This is a genomic window from Bacillus sp. EB106-06-01-XG163, from assembly GCF_058791615.1.
Map to the genome: position 1 here is coordinate 82120 of NZ_JBYTDS010000007.1, position 18195 is coordinate 100314.

At 41.4% G+C, this 18195-nt stretch carries 23 protein-coding genes, 7 tRNA genes and 3 pseudogenes; 5 read left to right on the forward strand and 28 right to left on the reverse strand.

Annotation, left to right across the window (positions count from 1 at the left end; all coding sequences use genetic code 11):
• Positions 1-26 precede the first annotated feature (26 nt).
• Positions 27-396, reverse strand: a pseudogene (locus AC3WTF_RS10425) (BCCT family transporter); the annotation flags it as partial.
• 475 nt (positions 397-871) lie between these two features.
• Here AC3WTF_RS10425 and AC3WTF_RS10430 point away from each other — a divergent pair.
• On the forward strand, positions 872-1030 hold the full coding sequence (locus AC3WTF_RS10430; protein WP_076982829.1) for an ester cyclase: 159 nt from the start codon (positions 872-874) through the stop codon (positions 1028-1030).
• A gap of 187 nt (positions 1031-1217) precedes the next feature.
• On the opposite strand, the gene AC3WTF_RS10435 is transcribed toward AC3WTF_RS10430, so the two are convergent.
• The 7 genes and pseudogenes from AC3WTF_RS10435 to AC3WTF_RS10465 all read right to left on the reverse strand — a co-directional run bounded on the left by AC3WTF_RS10435 (position 1218) and on the right by AC3WTF_RS10465 (position 5566).
• Positions 1218-1742 carry an NAD(P)H-dependent oxidoreductase gene (locus tag AC3WTF_RS10435; protein WP_047935320.1) on the reverse strand — a complete coding sequence of 175 codons (525 nt, stop codon included), beginning with the start codon at positions 1740-1742 and terminating at the stop codon, positions 1218-1220.
• Between the two features lie 206 nt (positions 1743-1948).
• Positions 1949-2062: a response regulator aspartate phosphatase gene (locus tag AC3WTF_RS10440; RefSeq protein WP_157870126.1), complete on the reverse strand. Its 114-nt coding sequence runs from the start codon at positions 2060-2062 to the stop codon at positions 1949-1951.
• Positions 2063-2483: 421 nt separating this feature from the next.
• Positions 2484-2777 (reverse strand): annotated as a pseudogene (locus AC3WTF_RS10445) (NAD(P)H-dependent oxidoreductase); the annotation flags it as partial.
• A gap of 79 nt (positions 2778-2856) precedes the next feature.
• Positions 2857-3297: a GNAT family N-acetyltransferase gene (locus AC3WTF_RS10450; protein ID WP_047935318.1), complete on the reverse strand. Its 441-nt coding sequence runs from the start codon at positions 3295-3297 to the stop codon at positions 2857-2859.
• A 49-nt stretch (positions 3298-3346) separates the two neighbouring features.
• The gene (locus AC3WTF_RS10455) at positions 3347-3976 is read right to left on the reverse strand and encodes an FMN-dependent NADH-azoreductase (RefSeq protein WP_025284278.1); all 630 of its coding nucleotides are present in this window, start codon (positions 3974-3976) and stop codon (positions 3347-3349) included.
• Between the two features lie 85 nt (positions 3977-4061).
• A complete protein-coding gene (locus tag AC3WTF_RS10460; protein WP_047935316.1) occupies positions 4062-4916 on the reverse strand; it encodes an NAD-dependent epimerase/dehydratase family protein in 855 nt (284 codons plus the stop codon).
• Between the two features lie 8 nt (positions 4917-4924).
• A complete protein-coding gene (locus AC3WTF_RS10465; RefSeq protein ID WP_007409582.1) occupies positions 4925-5566 on the reverse strand; it encodes an FMN-dependent NADH-azoreductase in 642 nt (213 codons plus the stop codon).
• Positions 5567-5762: 196 nt separating this feature from the next.
• Here AC3WTF_RS10465 and AC3WTF_RS10470 point away from each other — a divergent pair, with 196 nt between their 5' ends.
• Entirely contained in the window at positions 5763-6266 is a 504-nt protein-coding gene (locus AC3WTF_RS10470) for an RrF2 family transcriptional regulator (RefSeq protein ID WP_004393007.1), read from the forward strand.
• A 244-nt stretch (positions 6267-6510) separates the two neighbouring features.
• Positions 6511-6981, forward strand: a complete 471-nt coding sequence (locus AC3WTF_RS10475) for a MauE/DoxX family redox-associated membrane protein (protein WP_032866860.1) — start codon at positions 6511-6513, stop codon at positions 6979-6981.
• 71 nt (positions 6982-7052) lie between these two features.
• Here AC3WTF_RS10475 and AC3WTF_RS10480 read toward each other — a convergent pair.
• Positions 7053-7211 (reverse strand): annotated as a pseudogene (locus AC3WTF_RS10480) (cystatin-like fold lipoprotein); the annotation flags it as partial.
• A gap of 685 nt (positions 7212-7896) precedes the next feature.
• Here AC3WTF_RS10480 and AC3WTF_RS10485 point away from each other — a divergent pair.
• Positions 7897-8346, forward strand: coding sequence for a hypothetical protein (locus tag AC3WTF_RS10485; protein ID WP_007409585.1), 450 nt, complete (start codon positions 7897-7899; stop codon positions 8344-8346).
• 434 nt (positions 8347-8780) lie between these two features.
• On the opposite strand, the gene AC3WTF_RS10490 is transcribed toward AC3WTF_RS10485, so the two are convergent.
• The 8 genes from AC3WTF_RS10490 to AC3WTF_RS10525 all read right to left on the reverse strand — a co-directional run bounded on the left by AC3WTF_RS10490 (position 8781) and on the right by AC3WTF_RS10525 (position 10065).
• A tRNA-Leu gene (locus AC3WTF_RS10490) sits at positions 8781-8864 on the reverse strand.
• 68 nt (positions 8865-8932) lie between these two features.
• Positions 8933-9014: transfer RNA gene (locus AC3WTF_RS10495), tRNA-Leu, on the reverse strand.
• An 8-nt stretch (positions 9015-9022) separates the two neighbouring features.
• Positions 9023-9098 (reverse strand) — tRNA-Lys (locus AC3WTF_RS10500).
• A 33-nt stretch (positions 9099-9131) separates the two neighbouring features.
• Positions 9132-9206, reverse strand: a tRNA-Gln gene (locus tag AC3WTF_RS10505).
• 11 nt (positions 9207-9217) lie between these two features.
• Positions 9218-9292 (reverse strand) — tRNA-Glu (locus tag AC3WTF_RS10510).
• A gap of 19 nt (positions 9293-9311) precedes the next feature.
• Positions 9312-9402, reverse strand: a tRNA-Ser gene (locus AC3WTF_RS10515).
• 3 nt (positions 9403-9405) lie between these two features.
• Positions 9406-9480, reverse strand: a tRNA-Asn gene (locus AC3WTF_RS10520).
• 135 nt (positions 9481-9615) lie between these two features.
• Entirely contained in the window at positions 9616-10065 is a 450-nt protein-coding gene (locus AC3WTF_RS10525) for a SprT family protein (RefSeq protein ID WP_020953898.1), read from the reverse strand.
• 99 nt (positions 10066-10164) lie between these two features.
• Between AC3WTF_RS10525 and cmpA the strand changes: the two genes are divergently transcribed.
• On the forward strand, positions 10165-10278 hold the full coding sequence (cmpA, locus tag AC3WTF_RS10530; protein ID WP_003156164.1) for a cortex morphogenetic protein CmpA: 114 nt from the start codon (positions 10165-10167) through the stop codon (positions 10276-10278).
• A 9-nt stretch (positions 10279-10287) separates the two neighbouring features.
• Here cmpA and AC3WTF_RS10535 read toward each other — a convergent pair whose 3' ends face one another.
• The 11 genes from AC3WTF_RS10535 to endB form a co-directional block, all read right to left on the reverse strand.
• A complete protein-coding gene (locus tag AC3WTF_RS10535; RefSeq protein WP_047935263.1) occupies positions 10288-12447 on the reverse strand; it encodes a Tex family protein in 2160 nt (719 codons plus the stop codon).
• Between the two features lie 72 nt (positions 12448-12519).
• Positions 12520-13122 carry a phosphoserine phosphatase RsbX gene (rsbX, locus tag AC3WTF_RS10540; RefSeq protein ID WP_007410234.1) on the reverse strand — a complete coding sequence of 201 codons (603 nt, stop codon included), beginning with the start codon at positions 13120-13122 and terminating at the stop codon, positions 12520-12522.
• Positions 13122-13910, reverse strand: a complete 789-nt coding sequence (gene sigB, locus AC3WTF_RS10545) for an RNA polymerase sigma factor SigB (protein WP_003156171.1) — start codon at positions 13908-13910, stop codon at positions 13122-13124. Before sigB ends, rsbX begins: the two co-directional genes overlap by 1 nt.
• Entirely contained in the window at positions 13876-14358 is a 483-nt protein-coding gene (gene rsbW, locus AC3WTF_RS10550) for an anti-sigma B factor RsbW (protein ID WP_003156173.1), read from the reverse strand. Before rsbW ends, sigB begins: the two co-directional genes overlap by 35 nt.
• Entirely contained in the window at positions 14355-14684 is a 330-nt protein-coding gene (gene rsbV, locus AC3WTF_RS10555) for an anti-sigma factor antagonist RsbV (protein ID WP_003156176.1), read from the reverse strand. Before rsbV ends, rsbW begins: the two co-directional genes overlap by 4 nt.
• A 63-nt stretch (positions 14685-14747) precedes the next feature.
• Positions 14748-15755: a PP2C family protein-serine/threonine phosphatase gene (locus AC3WTF_RS10560; RefSeq protein ID WP_007410233.1), complete on the reverse strand. Its 1008-nt coding sequence runs from the start codon at positions 15753-15755 to the stop codon at positions 14748-14750.
• A gap of 11 nt (positions 15756-15766) precedes the next feature.
• A complete protein-coding gene (locus AC3WTF_RS10565) occupies positions 15767-16168 on the reverse strand; it encodes an anti-sigma regulatory factor (protein WP_003156178.1) in 402 nt (133 codons plus the stop codon).
• 2 nt (positions 16169-16170) lie between these two features.
• Entirely contained in the window at positions 16171-16536 is a 366-nt protein-coding gene (rsbS, locus tag AC3WTF_RS10570) for an RsbT antagonist protein RsbS (RefSeq protein ID WP_003156180.1), read from the reverse strand.
• Between the two features lie 4 nt (positions 16537-16540).
• Positions 16541-17362, reverse strand: coding sequence for an STAS domain-containing protein (locus AC3WTF_RS10575; RefSeq protein ID WP_003156182.1), 822 nt, complete (start codon positions 17360-17362; stop codon positions 16541-16543).
• 117 nt (positions 17363-17479) lie between these two features.
• Entirely contained in the window at positions 17480-17830 is a 351-nt protein-coding gene (ndoA, locus tag AC3WTF_RS10580; protein ID WP_003156187.1) for a type II toxin-antitoxin system endoribonuclease NdoA, read from the reverse strand.
• A 5-nt stretch (positions 17831-17835) separates the two neighbouring features.
• Positions 17836-18117 carry a type II toxin-antitoxin system antitoxin EndoAI gene (gene endB / locus AC3WTF_RS10585; protein WP_003156188.1) on the reverse strand — a complete coding sequence of 94 codons (282 nt, stop codon included), beginning with the start codon at positions 18115-18117 and terminating at the stop codon, positions 17836-17838.
• Positions 18118-18195: the final 78 nt, after the last annotated feature.

The window sequence follows — 18195 nt, forward strand, 5'->3', positions numbered from 1 at the left end:
ACTCCTTGATTATCAAATCCACATTATACAAGCGTATAAACGGTCCAAGCATGCAGTCCCAGAATGTATAGCGTAATGCTTCTCTAAAAGTCTGGGGGTTTCTGTTTCACCTGATGGAGAGCTAACGGCATAGTGGATGATTGGTTCAACTGTACCTAAAAGACTAGACTAATATCCATATCAGCGCCAAATAACATTGTAAACCAAGAAAGAAGGATGAAATTCAGTTTTTTCTTTCGCTGGTTTCCTTAACTTATTTTTGCCGATTGGACTAAAAATAATACAAAAAGCAACAAAAAGAGAAACATCCAACAAATAATACCAGCCAAAGCGGTTAGTGATATATCCTTGGGCTGTGGTTGGTATTTTCTGCAGACTATTTGGAGAAATGATTCCCCTTCATACAGATCTATTGTGAATATTATCACAATCAAAAAAAACTTTTATTTCTTCAAAGTATCCTAAACCTTTATTTTAGTTCTTCCATTACGTCTTCCAATATGTTTATTATAAGATTGATGTCGTTCCTAAGAATTATTTACTGATTCTATCTTTATTACCCCACAATCAGGTGAAACAAAACACTATAAACGTATCATATCTTTTTAAAATCTGACAAGCTCAACAGGGTGATAGAAACCCGGCTAAAGCCCAGCTAGTCAATGGATAGAAGAAATTTTTTTGTTCTTCCCAAGGAATAACCGTCTGCGTTTAATCCAGCCCAATTAGAAAGAAAAAGAGCAGGAGTAATCCTGCTCTTTCATTCAAAACTTTAATTTGTATGAAGAATTTCGTATACCTTTTCGACTTTCTTTACCTATTAATCAGTACACAGACTACAACAGAAATAAGTAGCACCGGGTATGAAATAATGGATGCATTTAAACAGGCCAATCACCGACAATTGAATTTAGGAAAAAGCGTTAAATTCTCTCTTATGATGTTGTTACGTATTGTTGACGGTAAAATTATTGAACATAGATCTCATGTGGATGTACATGATATTCTCCGTCAGCTTGGCGTTAATTAACAGTAAAAAGTTGAAATAGTGAGAGACCAGGTGAATAGCTTGGTCTCTTTTTTTATAATTAAGTCCTCGCTCTATGCCCTCCTGCATTCAGTCGATGTAACTTTGAAATAAAGTTTAATTAACATCTATCACAAATCCTTATTTTCACAACACATCATTTATTTTAGCTTCCCTCGCGAATACCGGATCAATGCTCAGCTTTAAGATAGTTAACCAATTTCTCCGCACTGTTCTTAACATCTTCTTTTGAAAGGTGAAGTGTCCCATATTGTGTAAAGGCAGGAAGAAAACGCATTCCTATATAGTTAGCAGTGACTTGAAACGGTCTGATAAGCTCGCTGAGCGTGATATTATATTCTCCGCCTGCTTGATAATCAGATTCCTGTGCGCCTAAGGAGATCGCTAAGAGTAGTTCTTTTCCATGCAATTTAGTACCTCCAGTTCCATAAGCCCAGCCATGTGTTAACACATCATCTTCCCATTGTTTGAGTAACGCGGGACTGCTGTACCAATACATTGGGAACTGAAAAACGATACGCTCATGATCTAACAGGAGCTGCTGCTCTTTTTCTACATCAATGATAAAATTAGGGTATTCACCGTACAGGTCATGAACCGTAATGTCATTCTCTTGCTTTAAACGATTCATCCAGGTTTTGTTGACAACAGACGTTTCCAAATTAGGGTGTATAACGATAACTAATGTTTTCATTTGACTGTTATCCTTTCTTCGCCGATTAGTTATTATTGCTTTTGTGATAAAGAATTGCTTCTAATTTTAAAATAACAACTTATTTACACCTATTTTATCCTTTTTCATGAATTCAGGGCAACTATTGGACACCGATTACATTTATAGCCAAAAAAAAAGGCTTAACCTATTAAAAAAGATTAAGCCTTTTCAGTACCTTTATGCCCCTACCCTATTATCTCGTGTCTAAATTCTAATAGCTGATCATATAACAAGGCATCTTTGTTTTCCTCCATGCTTGTAATACTTTCTCTACTTTTGCAAATTGGAGCTTGAGGCATTAGTAACTACCTATAATGATGAAAATATTTGTGCGATGTCGACTGCAGATGACTTACTTTAGGTAAGTGGGCAGTTTGTGGGCAGTAGATCATTTAAAAACAAGCACAAAAAAATACCAAGGATCTCTCTATTACCCTTGGTATCACTGAGATGCGGCCGAGAGGACTTGAACCTCCACGGGTTATTCGCCCGCTGGTCCCTCAACCTAGTAAAAGCCTATCATGAGTTACAAAAGCTTTTATTCAAAGCATCTGTTTATTTTATTTATACTTATTTTCATCATTTTTCATGAATTCGGAGCACAAACTGGGCACCTATTAGAGACCAAGGAAATCTACATTTCATCAAGAAATATGTACTCATCGCCCTGCTGTAATTAGTTTCACATCATTTATTTCAGCTTCCCTCGCGAATACCGGATCAATGCTCAGCTTTAAGATAGTTAACCAATTTCTCCGCACTGTTCTTAACATCTTCTTTTGAAAGGTGAAGTGTCCCATATTGTGTAAAGGCAGGAAGAAAACGCATTCCTATATAGTTAGCAGTGACTTGAAACGGTCTGATAAGCTCGCTGATCGTGATATTATATTCTCCGCCTGCTTGATAATCAGATTCCTGTGCGCCTAAGGAGATCGCTAAGAGCAGTTCTTTTCCATGCAATTTAGTACCTCCAGTTCCATAAGCCCAGCCATGTGTTAACACATCATCTTCCCACCATTAATTTAAATCTCGTAATTTCATTTTTTTCAGATTCCCATTGATACATATTCTTGCAATGTTTTAATGTCGTTTACTAAAATTGAATTGAGTAAGGGACCCATCTTTCAGGAGTTCCACCCATCTTTTCGTAAAAACGCTGAGCTCGTTTATTATCATGAGCAGTTAGCCAAAACATATCAGCATAGTCATTGTCTTTAGAAAATTTTTCACATGCTTTGAAGAGGCCATTCGCAGCATCTGTCCCCCTTGCATCTTCCAAAACGTATAAATCATTTAGTACACTTGTTGTTTGTGCAAATAGTGTATTGTAAGTGAAATATAATGTAGCAAAACCAACTAGCTTATCATTTTGTTCTGCAACAAATTGGATACCTTCTTTTTGATTAAGAAGTGTATAAAAAAGTTTTTCAATTGAAGGTTTCGGTCTCTGATAAAAATCAACGATATATTCATACATTATCTCAGTTAATTGGTCAATATCCTTAGCTTCAGCTTTTCTAATATTCGTAGCCATTACAAATCCTCTCCCCTTTTAATATGTTTTTATATTTATTTGATTTGTATTAAAAAGTTGTTGCTAACTTTCTCGCATCTGATATACCTTTGTGAATAATTTCTTTCGCTTCGTCTCGATTGAATTCATGTCCTTCAACATATAATACTGCTACATCCTGTATACCAATGATATTAAGTACATGTTTTAAATACGGGTGGCTATAATCCATTTTCGCAAAAGGTTCATGCGAGTAAACCCCACCACTCACCTGAATGTGAATAGCTTTTTTTCCTTTTAGATGACCAACCGGTCCATTCTCAGTGTAGTGAAATGTTTTCCCTACTACAACAAAGGAATCGATGAAAGCTTTCAATTTTGGAGGAATCCCCCAGTTCCACATAGGAGATACAAATACAAATTTATCAGCGCTTGCTACCCTGTCAGTGAAATTATTGAGTGCGTTAATTTTATGCTTCTCTACTTGCCTTAACTCTGAACCCTCATCCCGCAATTTGTCCCAGCCATTAAGGATATCTTCATCGATTATTGGGAATTCATCTTCATATAAATTAATTGTCCTAATTTCATCCCCTATATGAGATTCACGATAAGATTCCAGAAACGCACGTCCTACCCTATGACCAACTGAATTTTCAACTGATTTTGGATTAGCGGTAATATATAAAATTTTCGACATATTAAGTCTCTCTCCTTTGTGAAGAAATTCCATATTAATGAAAAATCCAAGGCTTTAATTATGAAGTTACACTCGCTCTGAATTATTAAGTGGCTAATAATTTAAAACCAATACGCCAAGATGGATAAGTGGGCTTCCAACCATATTCTCTTTTCGCTTTTCCATTTGAGGCCCCACGTTCTCCTCGTTCACTTCCATCTATAAATATTGGTTTTGGTGCTCCGATCTCGCTCGCAAATAGCGTGAGCCATTCTTTTCCCGTGGTTGGTTCATCATCCACAATATTAACCGGTCCATTCGGCCAGTTTAATGCTTCAACTGAGGCTTGTGCTGCATCTTCCACATGTAAAAATGATGTGATGCTATCATCGGCTTTAGTTTCTCCTTTTAATACCTGCCGACCAATCAATCCGTTTTTTTCATACCATGTACCTGATCCGTAAAGCGGCCCATACCGCAGGATGACATACTCGGGTAATTCAGCAACTGCGGATTCTAATGATGCCACTCCAATTACATTTACTTTCCTTGGATTCGGTGCGTTGAGATCTAAAGGGACATCTTCATTGGCAGGTATTAATCCGGGTTCATAGGCCATAGAAAGACTTTGAGCAATTATCCTCTTCACTCCAACTTCATGACACGCATCAACAATATTTCTCGTACCTATAATTCTGATTCTCGCGTTTTCTTCAAGATTGTAACTTGTTAAAGAGGTAAGCTGATGGACAACAACCTCAGGTTGAATTTTCCTAAAAGCATTAAGAACAGCATCTCGATCCATTGCATCTGCTTTTACAGGAGTTACCCCTATTCTTTTGAGGAACGTGTTCGACCGATTACCTCGGGTCAATGCAAATACTTGATGGCCGTTTTGTATTAATTTAGGAAGAAGGGACCGACCAATTACTCCAGTCCCCCCGGCAACAATGATCTTCATGCTATACCTTATTTACCTGCTAATCTTGAAGCAGCTTCTTCAACTTCTTTATTTGCTTTTTGTAAAACATCCTCCGGACTTAGTAAAGCTGTTCCTTGCACTCGGATAATTTGATAATCCTCAATACCGAGGAAATTGAACATTGATTTCAAATATTTATTAGAGTATTCAACTTCTTCATACCAGTCATCATTTGTATAAATTGATCCGCTAGCTTGTATGACAAGCATTCTTCGTCCATCTTTAAGCAGACCCACTGACCCAGTGTCAGTATATTTAAATGTTTCGCGTGCGATCATGATATTGTCCATATAGTCTTTTAATTTTGATGGAATATTGAAATTATGCAAAGGCAAAACGATGACATACGTTTTTGCACTTTTGAATTGTTTCAATACTTCTGTCATGCGTTCTGTTACTTTTTGTTCATCACTTGTCAGTTCTTCGCCCTTTCCAGCCTTATCCCATGCGCTTAAAACTGTTTTATCAACCATAGGCACTTCATCACTATACAAGTTAATCTGCTCAAGCTCTTCACTCTCTGGAATTAATTCTTTGTAAGTTTCCAAAAAGTGTTTCATTACCCGTAAACTATATGACAACGTATCATCCACTTTTGGATGTGCATTAATGATAAGTGTTTTGCTCATTTAAAACTCTCCTTTTATTTTATATTAAAGATTAATTTAATCGACGATCAATTCGGTCTTTAATATAAACTCTGCAGTTTATTTTGTCAAACGGAACAAATAATATACTAAAGAAGGGTTTTATGATTGACTATCACCAAAAATACTCCTAAGATACAATGTGATAACCCTTAAAATCAAAAGCAGGTGAGTTTATATGCAGTACAGTGTTGGGGTTGAATATGCTTTACATTGTCTGGTTTATTTAATAGATGTTCCCTCCAAGGAAAGTGTCGGGATTCGGGACCTTGCAGAGTTCCAAGGACTTTCAGAAACATTTCTTTCAAAAGTTTTCGGTAAATTATCTAAAGCTGGTATTGTAAATTCTGTCCCCGGTGTAAAGGGAGGATACAGGTTAGCAAAATCCCCAGAAGATATTTCCTTTTGGGATGTAATAGAGGCTGTTGAAGGACCAAAACCCATTTTTCAATGTAAAAATATTGTAAGCAATGGTCTGCTTTATCGAGACAAATGCAACTCCTGTGAATCCAGCAATTCTTCTTGTACAATTAACTTGGTAATGCTTGAAGCAGAAGAACAGATGCGTAATTATCTTCGTAATAAAACGCTCGCATGGTTAAATAAAGAATTGGACGTAGTATTGCCTAAAAAAACAAGGACAGATACTCGGGAATACTTCATAAAAAAAAGCTCTGACTAAATTAATTAGTCAGAGCTTTTTTGTGCTATTACAAGTCATATTATGTTTTTTCGTTTTCCATCTCGACGTTTGAATTTGTAAAAACAATGCCGTACCTATTGGTGCTTCTCTTGCATAAGAAAGCGCAAATGTTATACTCATATTAAAGACTATATTAATCGCCGATTTATACGGTCTCTTATAAAAAAGAATAACAATCTTCTTTTTTACAGATTAATTTCAAAAAAGGAAGGAGAAATGTAAAATGAAAGCATTAATGACTCTGTATCTTAGGCTCGCTTTAGGAATTAGCTTTTTATCTTCTGTAGCCGATCGATTCGGACTATGGGGGACACCTGGCAAGCCTAATGTCGTATGGGGAAACATTGAAAATTACACGGATTATGTCGCTGCCTTAACTCCTTTTATACCAAATGCTCTTGTACCGATAGCAGGATGGATAGCAACTATGTTTGAAACCATCTTAGGAATACTTTTGATCATTGGTTTCAAAACAAGAATAACTGCTGTATTGAGTGGTGCTATGTTGATTATTTTCGCTCTAGGTTTAACAGTAGGAACAGGTTTTAAGACTTCTCTTGACTATTCTGTATTCTCTGCATCTGCAGGTGCATTCATATTAATTTATTTTAAAAGAATACCCTATAGTATAGATGCTTTACTCATGAAAAAAACTGTAGAGGCTGAATCATTTTCACTTGAGTCAGACAAATAGCCCTCAAACCTCTAAAAGATAGGGAAAGAAATATCGAAGCATAAAAAAGGAGCAGACATAAAGTCTACTCCTTAATTTTCGGTTTCCTTCCCTTTAACTTCTTCATAATCAGGTGTTTTCTTATACAGACCAAGTCGGTCGCCATCACCCGGCATATGTGCCATTTCCTCATAAGAATCTCCAAGCTTCTCATAATAAGAATAAGCAGTCAGCTTACGAGAACTTTCTTCAAAAAAAATACCAAGGGCGTCTACAACCCTTGGTATCATTGAGATGCGGCCGAGAGGACTTGAACCTCCACGGGTTACTCACCCGCTGGGCCATCAACATAGTGAAAACGTATCATGTATTACATAAACCTTATAAATAAAGCATTCTTTATCTACATTTCCACTTGTTTTCTTCTTTTTTTATGAATTTTGGGCAAAAATTAGGCATTACTTTTTTTAAAAAAATCACTGAAAATATTAGCTTTAAATTTGTAATTCCAACTAAGATCTAAGAAACCACTAACAAAAGAAGTAAGGTGGTCTCGCCCAATAGGTGCGATAGTTTTTTCTTTTGGTAGTATCTTGACTTGTCCGATTTTGAGTAAAAAAGAGTACGTATTAATCTTGAATAGCACAAAAAACACTACCCTTTTCGTTACTTTAGAGAAAGGATAGTGTTTTTTGGTTTTGCGGGTATCGGAAAATCTTTGCTAGTAGCAGTACCTCAATAAAAGATCGCAAATTCCACTTACCTAGCTATATCAAGGCTTACTTGTCTGATTTGGGATGTATGGGGTACAAAAGTTGAGTTACAAACATTATTATCCAAAAGAATGTTTACTGTAATTATTTTACATGGTATTATTTGTATCATGCATACGAAATATGTATGTATAATAAATGAAATTAAAAGGAGTGCTTGATCGTGAATCTTAAGTCCATTTTCAAAGGAGTAACATCGACTCTGATAGCTGGTGTAATTGTTGGAACTTGTACTATACCTGCTTTTGCGGAGTCGACTACAAGTGTATCGTCGAAAAATTATGCAGTTACAAGTGGAGTATTCAAAGCTCTAGATAGGGAAATTTCAGAGGGTTCTGTTGATCAATCAAGCTGGAGTCGGGAGTTCGAATTAGATGAGAATGACGGAGCACAAGTAAACTTCTGGATTTCAAATAACGGAAGTAATGACATAAAAATATCAATTGATGGAAAAGTCTCAAGAACCATCGCACCAGGCAAGCAAGGCAACATTTCTGCCGAGGTTAAAAATGGTTGGTTTGGTTGGACATACAATTACACATTTACAGCTTCACCAACGGCTCAAGGTGGTAGTGTTAAGATGAAATATAAAATTGCTCAAAGAAATAATTAACGAATTACGGAAAGGTAATCACTTATTACCTTTCCGTAATTTCATCATTTTTTTAGTTTTTTAATAGATTCCTTAAATAAAAGGTTTTGTATTAAATCCTATATGATGCAAATCAACCCCATTAGTAATTACTTTTCTCCAATTTTCTGCTCCTGCTTTTCCTGCTCTTTTCCCCTCAACCTTACGAATATTATCATGTCCTATATTTAAGGGTTATACAGCGCTCATTATCATTATTTACACCTTTTTTGATGTATTTTCATATTTTCTGGACAGTAAATGGGAGTAAAGAGACCTTGACCACTCACCAAGATAAGTAAAATAAAAAACGAAGGGCATCAAACTAGATGACTTACTATAAGTAAGTGGGCAGTAACAGATAAATTTCTATAAACAAAAAATACCAAGAGTGTCTAAACCCTTGGTATCATTGATGCGGCCGAGAGGACTTGAACCTCCACGGGTTATTCACCCACTAGGCCCTCAACCTAGCGCGTCTGCCATTCCGCCACGACCGCGTGCTATGAAGCTGTCTTTCCACTAAGCATATAAGCTAGTGATGATGATCAGCACTTTGAAAAGAAAGTGCGGGTGAAGGGACTCGAACCCCCACGTCGTAAGACACTAGATCCTAAGTCTAGCGCGTCTGCCAATTCCGCCACACCCGCGTGACAAGTGGTGAGCCATGAAGGACTCGAACCTTCGACCCTCTGATTAAAAGTCAGATGCTCTACCAACTGAGCTAATGGCTCGCTCTAAAAGTGATTCAAAAATTTTAAATAAAATGGCTGGGCTAGCTGGATTCGAACCAACGCATGACGGAGTCAAAGTCCGTTGCCTTACCGCTTGGCTATAGCCCAACGAAGGTAAATGGTGACCCGTACGGGATTCGAACCCGTGTTACCGCCGTGAAAGGGCGGTGTCTTAACCGCTTGACCAACGGGCCGTCTGGTTGAGAACTTATCTGGCGGAGAAGGAGGGATTTGAACCCTCGCGCCGCTTACGCGACCTACACCCTTAGCAGGGGCGCCTCTTCAGCCACTTGAGTACTTCTCCATATGGCTCCACAGGCAGGATTCGAACCTGCGACCGATCGGTTAACAGCCGATAGCTCTACCACTGAGCTACTGTGGAATAATCAGACTTTCTTTATTATAAATGATGCGACATATTGTGTCAAGAAGCAACATTTATTTTTTTAAGAAAGTGTCGTTGTCTCTCAACGACTTTTATAATTTAACATAGAACATTAAAATGAGTCAAGCCTTTTTAAAAAATTCTTTTGATTTTTCCTCTGCACTTTCCGCAGGCATATCTTTCCGGATTCATTGCCCGCTTCTTTATATACTGTTGGCCGCAGGCCGCGCATCTATACATATATGTTTTCTTTTGTGTCTTTTTGGTTTGCAGCGGCGTGCAGAATCTCGGCGCTCCGACTTTCTGAAGCAGGTCTCTGAAATCTTTGTCTCTGTGCTTGTACCCTTTTCCTTCAAGGTGAAGATGGTAATGACACAGCTCGTGTTTAATGATTCCTTCCAGCTCGCTCTGCCCGTGTTCGAGAAGATATTTTCGGTTTAATTCGATGTTATGGGAAGACAGCATGTACCGGCCGCCTGTCGTTTTCAGCCGGTCATTGAAAAAGGCCCGGTGACGGAACGGCTTTCCGAAATCTTGTGCAGAGATGTCTTCCGTCAGCTTTTGAAGTTGTTCGTTATCCATAAGTGCACCCCGCTTTAAAAACATTGAACGGGACAATTCACCGTTCGCATACAATGAGTTAAAACCGACCTCTAACTAAAAGCTGAGGAGGAATGAGCCATGCCGAATTGGCTGATGAAACAAATGCAAAAAGCGTTTTTAGAAAAGGACAATTACCAAATCAAACTGCTGAATCAGTGCTGGTATTTCTACAGAAAAAAACACTGCTCGTAAGCAGTGCTTTTATTTTACCATAGACAGCGACACTCTGCCTTTTTGCACGTCCACCCCTTCGACCCATACGGTGACGATGTCTCCGACCGATACGACGTCGAGAGGATGTTTGACGAATTGATTGCTCAGTTTTGAAATGTGCACAAGCCCGTCCTGCTTGACGCCGATATCGACGAAAGCGCCGAAGTCTACAACGTTGCGGACGGTGCCCTGCAATTCCATTCCTTCCTTTAAATCCTCAAGCTGCAGAACGTCTTTTTTCAGCAAAGGCTTCGGCACTTCGTCACGAGGATCGCGCTCCGGCCTTGTCAGCTGCCCGCAAATATCCGCAAGCGTAATTTCCCCTATACCGAGCTCTTCAGCCGTTTCAGACAGCGGCAATACGCTTATTTTCTCTTTTACGTCCGCGCTTCCGATCTGATCCGCAGTGAGCTGCAGTTTTTTGAGCAGCGCCTTTGTCTCTTTATAGCTTTCCGGGTGTATCCCGGTGCGGTCGAGCGGCTCCCGTCCTCCGGGCACTCTCAAAAAGCCGATGCACTGTTCATATGTTTTTGCGCCGAGACGCGGGATTTCTTTCAGCTCTTTGCGACTTGTAAATTTTCCGAGCTCTTCCCTTTTTTTAACGATATTACCGGCAACGGTTTTGGATAACCCGGCTACATATTGAAGCAGCGCGGCTGATGCTGTATTGACATTCACCCCGACTTGGTTGACGACGGTCTCTACGACAAAACGGAGTGATTCATTTAAATGCTTTTGGCTGACATCATGCTGGTATTGTCCGACGCCGACGGATTTAGGATCAATTTTAACAAGCTCGGCCAGCGGGTCTTGCAATCTCCGCGCGATGGAGACGGCGCTGCGCTCTTCGACCTGAAAATCCGGAAACTCCTCACGGGCGATTTCTGACGCGGAATACACGCTTGCTCCGGCCTCGTTGACGATGACATAATAAATGTCCCGCTCTGTTTCTTTTAACACATCAACGACGAATTGCTCTGTCTCTCGTGATGCCGTGCCGTTTCCGATCGCCACAACCTCGACTTCGTACCGGTCCAGCAATTGTTTGATTTTTTTTCGGGCTTCCGCTATCTTTTTTACGGGAGCGTGCGGATAAATGACGTCGATTTTCAGCACTTTTCCCGTCTCATCAACAACTGCCAGTTTGCACCCCGTACGGAAGGCCGGATCGACGCCGAGCACAACTTTCCCCTTCATCGGCGGCTGCAGCAGGAGCTTACGCAGGTTTTCAGCGAAAATATGAATCGCCTGCGCGTCTGCTTTTTCTGACAGCTCTTTGCGGATATCGCGCTCAATAGCCGGCTGGATCAGACGTTTGTAACTGTCCTCAATGGCCTCTTTCAGCGTTTCTTTCACAGGCGTTTCACGGTGTTTGATAATTTGCTTTTCTAAATAAGCTTTTATCTGGTCGGCGGGCGGTTCGATCGCAATCTTTAAAATGCCTTCTTTTTCACCGCGATTCATCGCAAGCACTCTGTGAGGAACGACCTTTTGGATCGGCTCTTCGTACTCGTAGTACATTTCATAGACGTTTTTCTCGTCATCTGCGGCTGACTTGCCTGCCGCGGAAGTGAGAATTCCTTTTTTATACGTTTCCTGGCGAATCCACTTTCTGAAATGAGGATCATCCGAGATTTGCTCGGCTATGATGTGCTTCGCGCCTTCAATGGCTTCCTCTCTTGAAGCGACTTCTTTTTCTGCACTGATATATTGATCAGCGATGTCGTGAAGGCGGTTTTCTTTCGGGAGAGAAAGAATATAGTCCGCAAGCGGTTCAAGACCTTTGCTTTTGGCGACGGTGGCTTTTGTTTTCCGTTTTTGTTTGAAGGGACGGTATAAATCCTCGACTTCCTGAAGCTTAATCGCTTGTTCGATTTTTTGCTTCAGCCCTTCCGTCAGCTTGTCCTGCTCAGAGATCAATCTGATGACTTCTTCTTTCCGCTGCGTCAGGTTTTGTATGTATTGCCACCGCTCGGAGATTGCCTGAATCTGCACCTCGTCCATTGAGCCGGTCTGCTCTTTTCGGTACCGCGCAATAAACGGGACGGTATTGCCGTCTTCCAGCAGGCGGATGACACTTTCGACATGTTTTTGGGATAACGCTGTTTCTTCAGCAATTTGTTTTTTCAAAAGGGCTAACGTTTCCATATCACAAAAGCCTCCATCTCTTCATTCTTTCTCTAGTGTATCAAAAAACGGCGGAACATAAAAAAAGCAGCCTTACGATAAAAGCTGCCCTAGAATATAGGTCAAATCATCACGTCTGGATGTTGTGTACGGATGAAGTGATTTTGATATATCTTCTATTGAGTGTCCCTGCTTTAAGCAGGTGCGGATATGCGGAACCTCAAGCCCATCCGTGTAGATGATGAACCTCGCCCCTTTTTCGTATGATGACGTATACGTTTTGTATCTTTGCGGTTTGCCTGAGAGGTAACCCGAAATCGGCAGCGGATGAAAGACTTCGCCTGATGGGGAGTGCAGGAAGAAACGGACATTGCCGATCGAGCAGTATGTCAATTCCCTTTTGATGAAATTGATTTTTAAGATGGAGGCAGTCGCCCCTCTTTTGTTTTTCATCGCTTGATTGCAGCGCTCAATGATGCTTTCCACATCCTCATCCGCATACGTTTCCACGATGTCTTTAATGGCTGACGAGGATTCGTTGGCAAGAGATCCGCTGCCGAGACCGTCCGCTACCGCGCAAACTAATTCTTCTTCATTCGCCTTCATAAAAAAGCTGTCGCCGCATATGGACTTGCCTTCTTTATTTAATTGGTATACAAGAGTTTGAACATGTTCATTTTCTTCAACCTGAATCATTACATTAGCTCCATGGAGGGATCTCCAATCAAGGCCTCTCTCAGTTTTTTCACCGCTTTCCGCTGCAGGCGCGAGACGTGCATTTGAGATATTCCGAGAATGTCCCCTGTTTCTTTTTGGCTTTTATTTTGCACAAATGTTAGATCGATAATCTGTTTTTCGCGGTCGGACAGCACATGAAGCACGCTTTTGATCATCATCTGCTGGTTGACGCGTTCGTATCCTTCCTCCTGCGACCCGACGATATCTAAAATCGTGACGGTGCTTCCGTCCGCATCCGCTTCGATGCTGTGATCGACAGAAAGCGCCTGATAGCTTTTTCCCATCTCCATCGTTTCAAGCACTTCCTCTTCTGACACATCGAGAAAGGCTGCGATTTCTTCGACTTTCGGCGACCGCTGCGTCTCTGTCGTCAGCTGATCCACCGCCATTTTAATGCGCGGCCCGAGTTCTTTAATCCGTCTCGGGACGTGTACGCTCCATGTTTTATCTCTGAGGAAGCGTTTGATCTCGCCGATGATGGTCGGAATCGCAAATGCTTCAAAGGATTTGCCGACCTCGGGATCATACCGTTTAATGGCTCCGAGAAGTCCGATCATCCCGACCTGGCGGAGATCTTCGTGAAAGCTTTTTCCTTTCGAATATTTCTTTGCCAGCATTTCGACGAGATTGGTATACACCTCGACGAGTGTTTCCTGGGCTTCTTTATTATCATGTGTTTGAAAGTCGCGTATGAGCCGATCAACTTCATCTTTAGTTAGTTTCGTAGTTTTTGATGGTTGTGCCATGATCAACTCGCTCCCCATTTAAATACTTTGTCATCGCCACGGTTACGCCAGAGTTGCTTTGAACTTTGACTTCATCCATGAGCGTTTCCATTAAATACAGACCGAGCCCTCCTTCTGACAATTGATCGACTGTGTGTGAAGGTGTGTACGGCCCGAGATCCTGCTGCTTCTGATCAAAATCAAAGCTGTCTCCCTGATCGGCGACAATGACCTCCAGCCGATCCTCAAACACACCGAACCGCACGGATACTTCTCCCTTATTTTCATCTTTGTATGCATGCTGGACAGCGTTTGTACAAGCTTCGCTGACAGCGATTTTTAAATCTTCAATGTCATCATAGGTATAGCCCATTCTGCTTGCGACCCCTGATAACGTAAGCCTGACGATTCCTACATATTCCGGTTCGGCCGGAATTTTCATCTCTATATAATCAACTGATGTACTCATTGCACGCCACCTTCTGACTTTGCCGAAATGTCAATGATGTCCTTAAGCCCCGTAATTTCAAACAGACGGACGAGCCGGTCGGAAAGATTCTCAAGCTTGAGAGAGCCGCCTTCCTTGCTCACCGTTTTAAACACGCCTACAAAAACGCCTAAACCCGTACTGTCCATATAATTTACATCTTTTAAGCAGATTCTCATGTCCTTCCCCTCGTTTGCCAGGGGCATCAGCTTTTCACGAACCACCGGAGCTGAGTATACATCGATTTCTCCAGCGATATTGATTTGTATATCTGAAAGATTCTCCTTCATATCTACCGTTAAATTCATCGTATCACCTCTGAAAGTTATCCTTACTCGTGCTAATGGCTTTTTACCCGTGCTGCTGTTTTTTTAAACCTTTCTTTTCAAAACAATTAACGTAAAATCGTCATGAAGCTGAAAGTCCTGGAGTCTCAGCAGGCTGTCGTAAATATTTTTGACCATATCCTGCGCGGAGCAGTCCATATGTTCTTCCAGCATGCGCTGAATGTCGCTGCGTTCTAAGAAACCGTTTTCGGTACGGCATTCGGTGACGCCGTCAGAAAAAAGAACGATCATGTCTCCTTCGTCCATGTGCTGTTCATATTGGCTGTAATCAAAATCCTGAGAAATTCCCAGCACCAATCCTTTTGCCTCCAGATCATAAAACTTTTTTTCTTTTTCAGAGTAGTAGAAGCCCGGTTCATGCCCCGCAGAGGCATATGTAAATTGGTGATTTTTCGTATTGTAGTTTGCGTAAAACATGGTGATAAACATGCTTGAGTCCACGTTCTGTTCTACAACGCGGTTAAGATTTTTCAGCACTTGGGAGGGGTGAATGCCGATCTCCGGAAGAGAGTCCATGGCATACTTGATCATCGACATGCACAATGCGGCGGGTATTCCTTTTCCGATGACATCGGCTATCGCGATGTTAATCGATTCCTTGTCTTTGACAAAGTGATAATAATCCCCGCTCATCTGTTTGGCGGGGACGCTGATCGCCCCGATATCCAGATCTTCTTCTTCAGGAATTTTTGTGCCAAGCAGCGTCTGCTGAACATTTGCGGCAATTTCAATTTCTGAACGAAGCTCCTGCTGGATATCTCTCAGACTTTGATGTTCCTGATAAGCCATCCCGTAGCCAATCATGACTTCTATTAAAAAATCCAGCGAATGAAAAACATCTTCCGGCAGATCCGGATACAGTTCCTTTACTACTTTTCGGTGGATACTGATAATCTCCTCCGGAGGAACCTGATGTTCAATCGTTTTTCGGCTGAATTTTTGGGCTTGATATAAAGATGTTTCTGTTAATTCGGCTATATATCGGCTAAGCAGCTGATGATACCGCTGCTCTATAACCTCCCTGAAATCCACGTTCTAACCTCCTACCGAAGCCATTTCACGGCTTGAATCTCTGTTCCTTCCTCTGCAACAGATTGCAGGCTGAATTCGTCCATCAGCCTTTTGACGCCCGGAAGTCCCGCTCCCAGTCCGCCTGACGTTGAAAAGCCGTCTTCCATCACTTTACGGATGTCGGGGATTCCGGGTCCTTTGTCTTCTGCTATAATTTTAAGGCCTTTTTTCCCTCTGTCGTTTACTTGTTCTATGCTGACCTGGCCTTTGCCTGCATATAAGTAAATGTTTCTGGCCAATTCTGAGATAGCCGTCGTGATTCTGGCCTGGTCCACCGTACCGAAGCCTAATTCCTTCGCAACGTTGCGGCCAAGCTGTCTGGCGGCTACGATATCCCATTCTGTCATGATTTTCACACAGGATTGGTCGTTCATCGCTATTCCCCCAATTCCCGCTTCAATGTCTCAAGCCCTTGCTCTAAATCGAGCGCCGTTTCAATTTCCTCAAGTGAGATTCCGAGTTCAATCAATGTGACCGCCACAGCCGGCTGAATTCCCGTCAATACGACCTTTGCGCCCATCAATTTAGACATGGTGATGACATCGCCGAGCACTTTCGCGATAAATGAATCGATCATGTCAACGGATGTCAGGTCAATGACGACCCCGTTTGCGCCGGTTTCATAGATTTTGTTCAGCAGATCTTCTTGAAAATGCAAAGCTGTCTGGTCGTCAAGTTCCCATTGGATGGATACCAATAAGCAGTTATACAGTTTCAGGATCGGGATTTTTGGATGTCTCACAATGTTATTCCCCCAATGAAACGATTTTTCGATTTGTCATTTCAAGCGCTGTTTGAATTCCTTTTTGAAGGGTATTCTTCGTAATAACCTGCGACAAATCAATTCCCAGATTAACGATCGTCTGCGCGATTTCCGGACGGATTCCGACGAGCAGGCATTTCGCGCCGACAAGCCGCACCGCTTCCGATGCCTGAATAATATGGTGCGCCACCATCGTATCAACGACCGGCACGCCCGTGATATCAATTAATACAACCTGTGAACGGTGCTTTACGACGCCGTTTAACAGATTTTCCATAATGTGCTTTGCACGCTCCGTATCAATCGTCCCGACAAGCGGCATGACCGTTACATGCTCAAATACCGGGATCAGCGGAGCCGACAATTCCTGAAGCGCGATTTTTTGCAAAGTAACCGTCTTTTCCCAGGAGATAGAATACTGATTTAAAATTTCCGTATTGATCGGATTGAAAAAGCTGTCTATTTCCAAAATCAAATCTGCTCTGTCCTGATCGGCCATATTAAGGTCGACCATCGTTTCGTAAAGCAGTTTCCAAAACTCTGACAGGGTGGCTGAAAGAAGTTTCAGTGACAGGCCGAGCTGAACGGCGCGCAGTGCGAGTTCACTGATCTGCTCTTCCGTGGCCTCGTCATTTTTAGTCGATAATAAAAGAATGTCTATATAGTCTTTACAAATATTTTCACATATGTGATTCGTAAGCTGATAGTCTTCCTGATTGCCTACTTCTTTTAGTTTGGCTGTCCAAGTATCAAGCAGTTCATCATGCTGATCAATGATGAACTGATACACTTTCTGATTCGACATGGGTTTCACTGACCTCCCGACACAAAACAACAAATTTTGTTTGATTATCTCTTTATTATAGCGCTTATGTTTTTCGAAAACAAAAAAAGTTGCTCTTTATGAGCAACCAAAATATGACTAAAAATCAATGAGTGCCAAACTGATTTGCAGGGCTTCATCAACCTTATCCATCATTTCATCATCCAGATGAGTTATTTTATCCGTTAATCTTTGCTTGTCAATCGTCCGAATTTGCTCCAGCAAAATAACGGAATCTCTTTCAAAACCGTAGCGTTTTGCATCAATTTCGACGTGGGTTGGTAATTTCGCTTTCTGTATTTGGGCTGTTATGGCTGCAACAATAGCAGTCGGGCTAAAGCGATTTCCGATATCATTTTGGATCACTAAAACCGGGCGTACGCCGCCTTGCTCTGAGCCAACAACAGGAGATAAATCAGCAAAATAAACATCGCCGCGCTTTACAATCAAAATGATTATCCTCCGCTGACTAAGCGCTCAACGGTCGTTTCTGCTTCGCACTCAGCATAGTGAGCCTCAGAAGAGATATTCAAGTTGATTTTCGCCATTTCCATATACCCGCGTCTCATCAAATCACGGTTATGGCGAGTTGTCCGTTCGCTGACATACGCTCTCACTGCTTGTGATATCAGTTCGTTTCTGCTTCGTTTCTCCCGCATCGCTACACCATCCAATTCAGCTACTAAGTTTTCAGGCAAGCTGATTTTCATTTCGGTTCTTGCGCTGGATTCAGACAAAAAACATACACCTCCACCAAACTTACGGATACGACCAATACATCCATCCAGACATAATGATACCATTATTCAAACGTC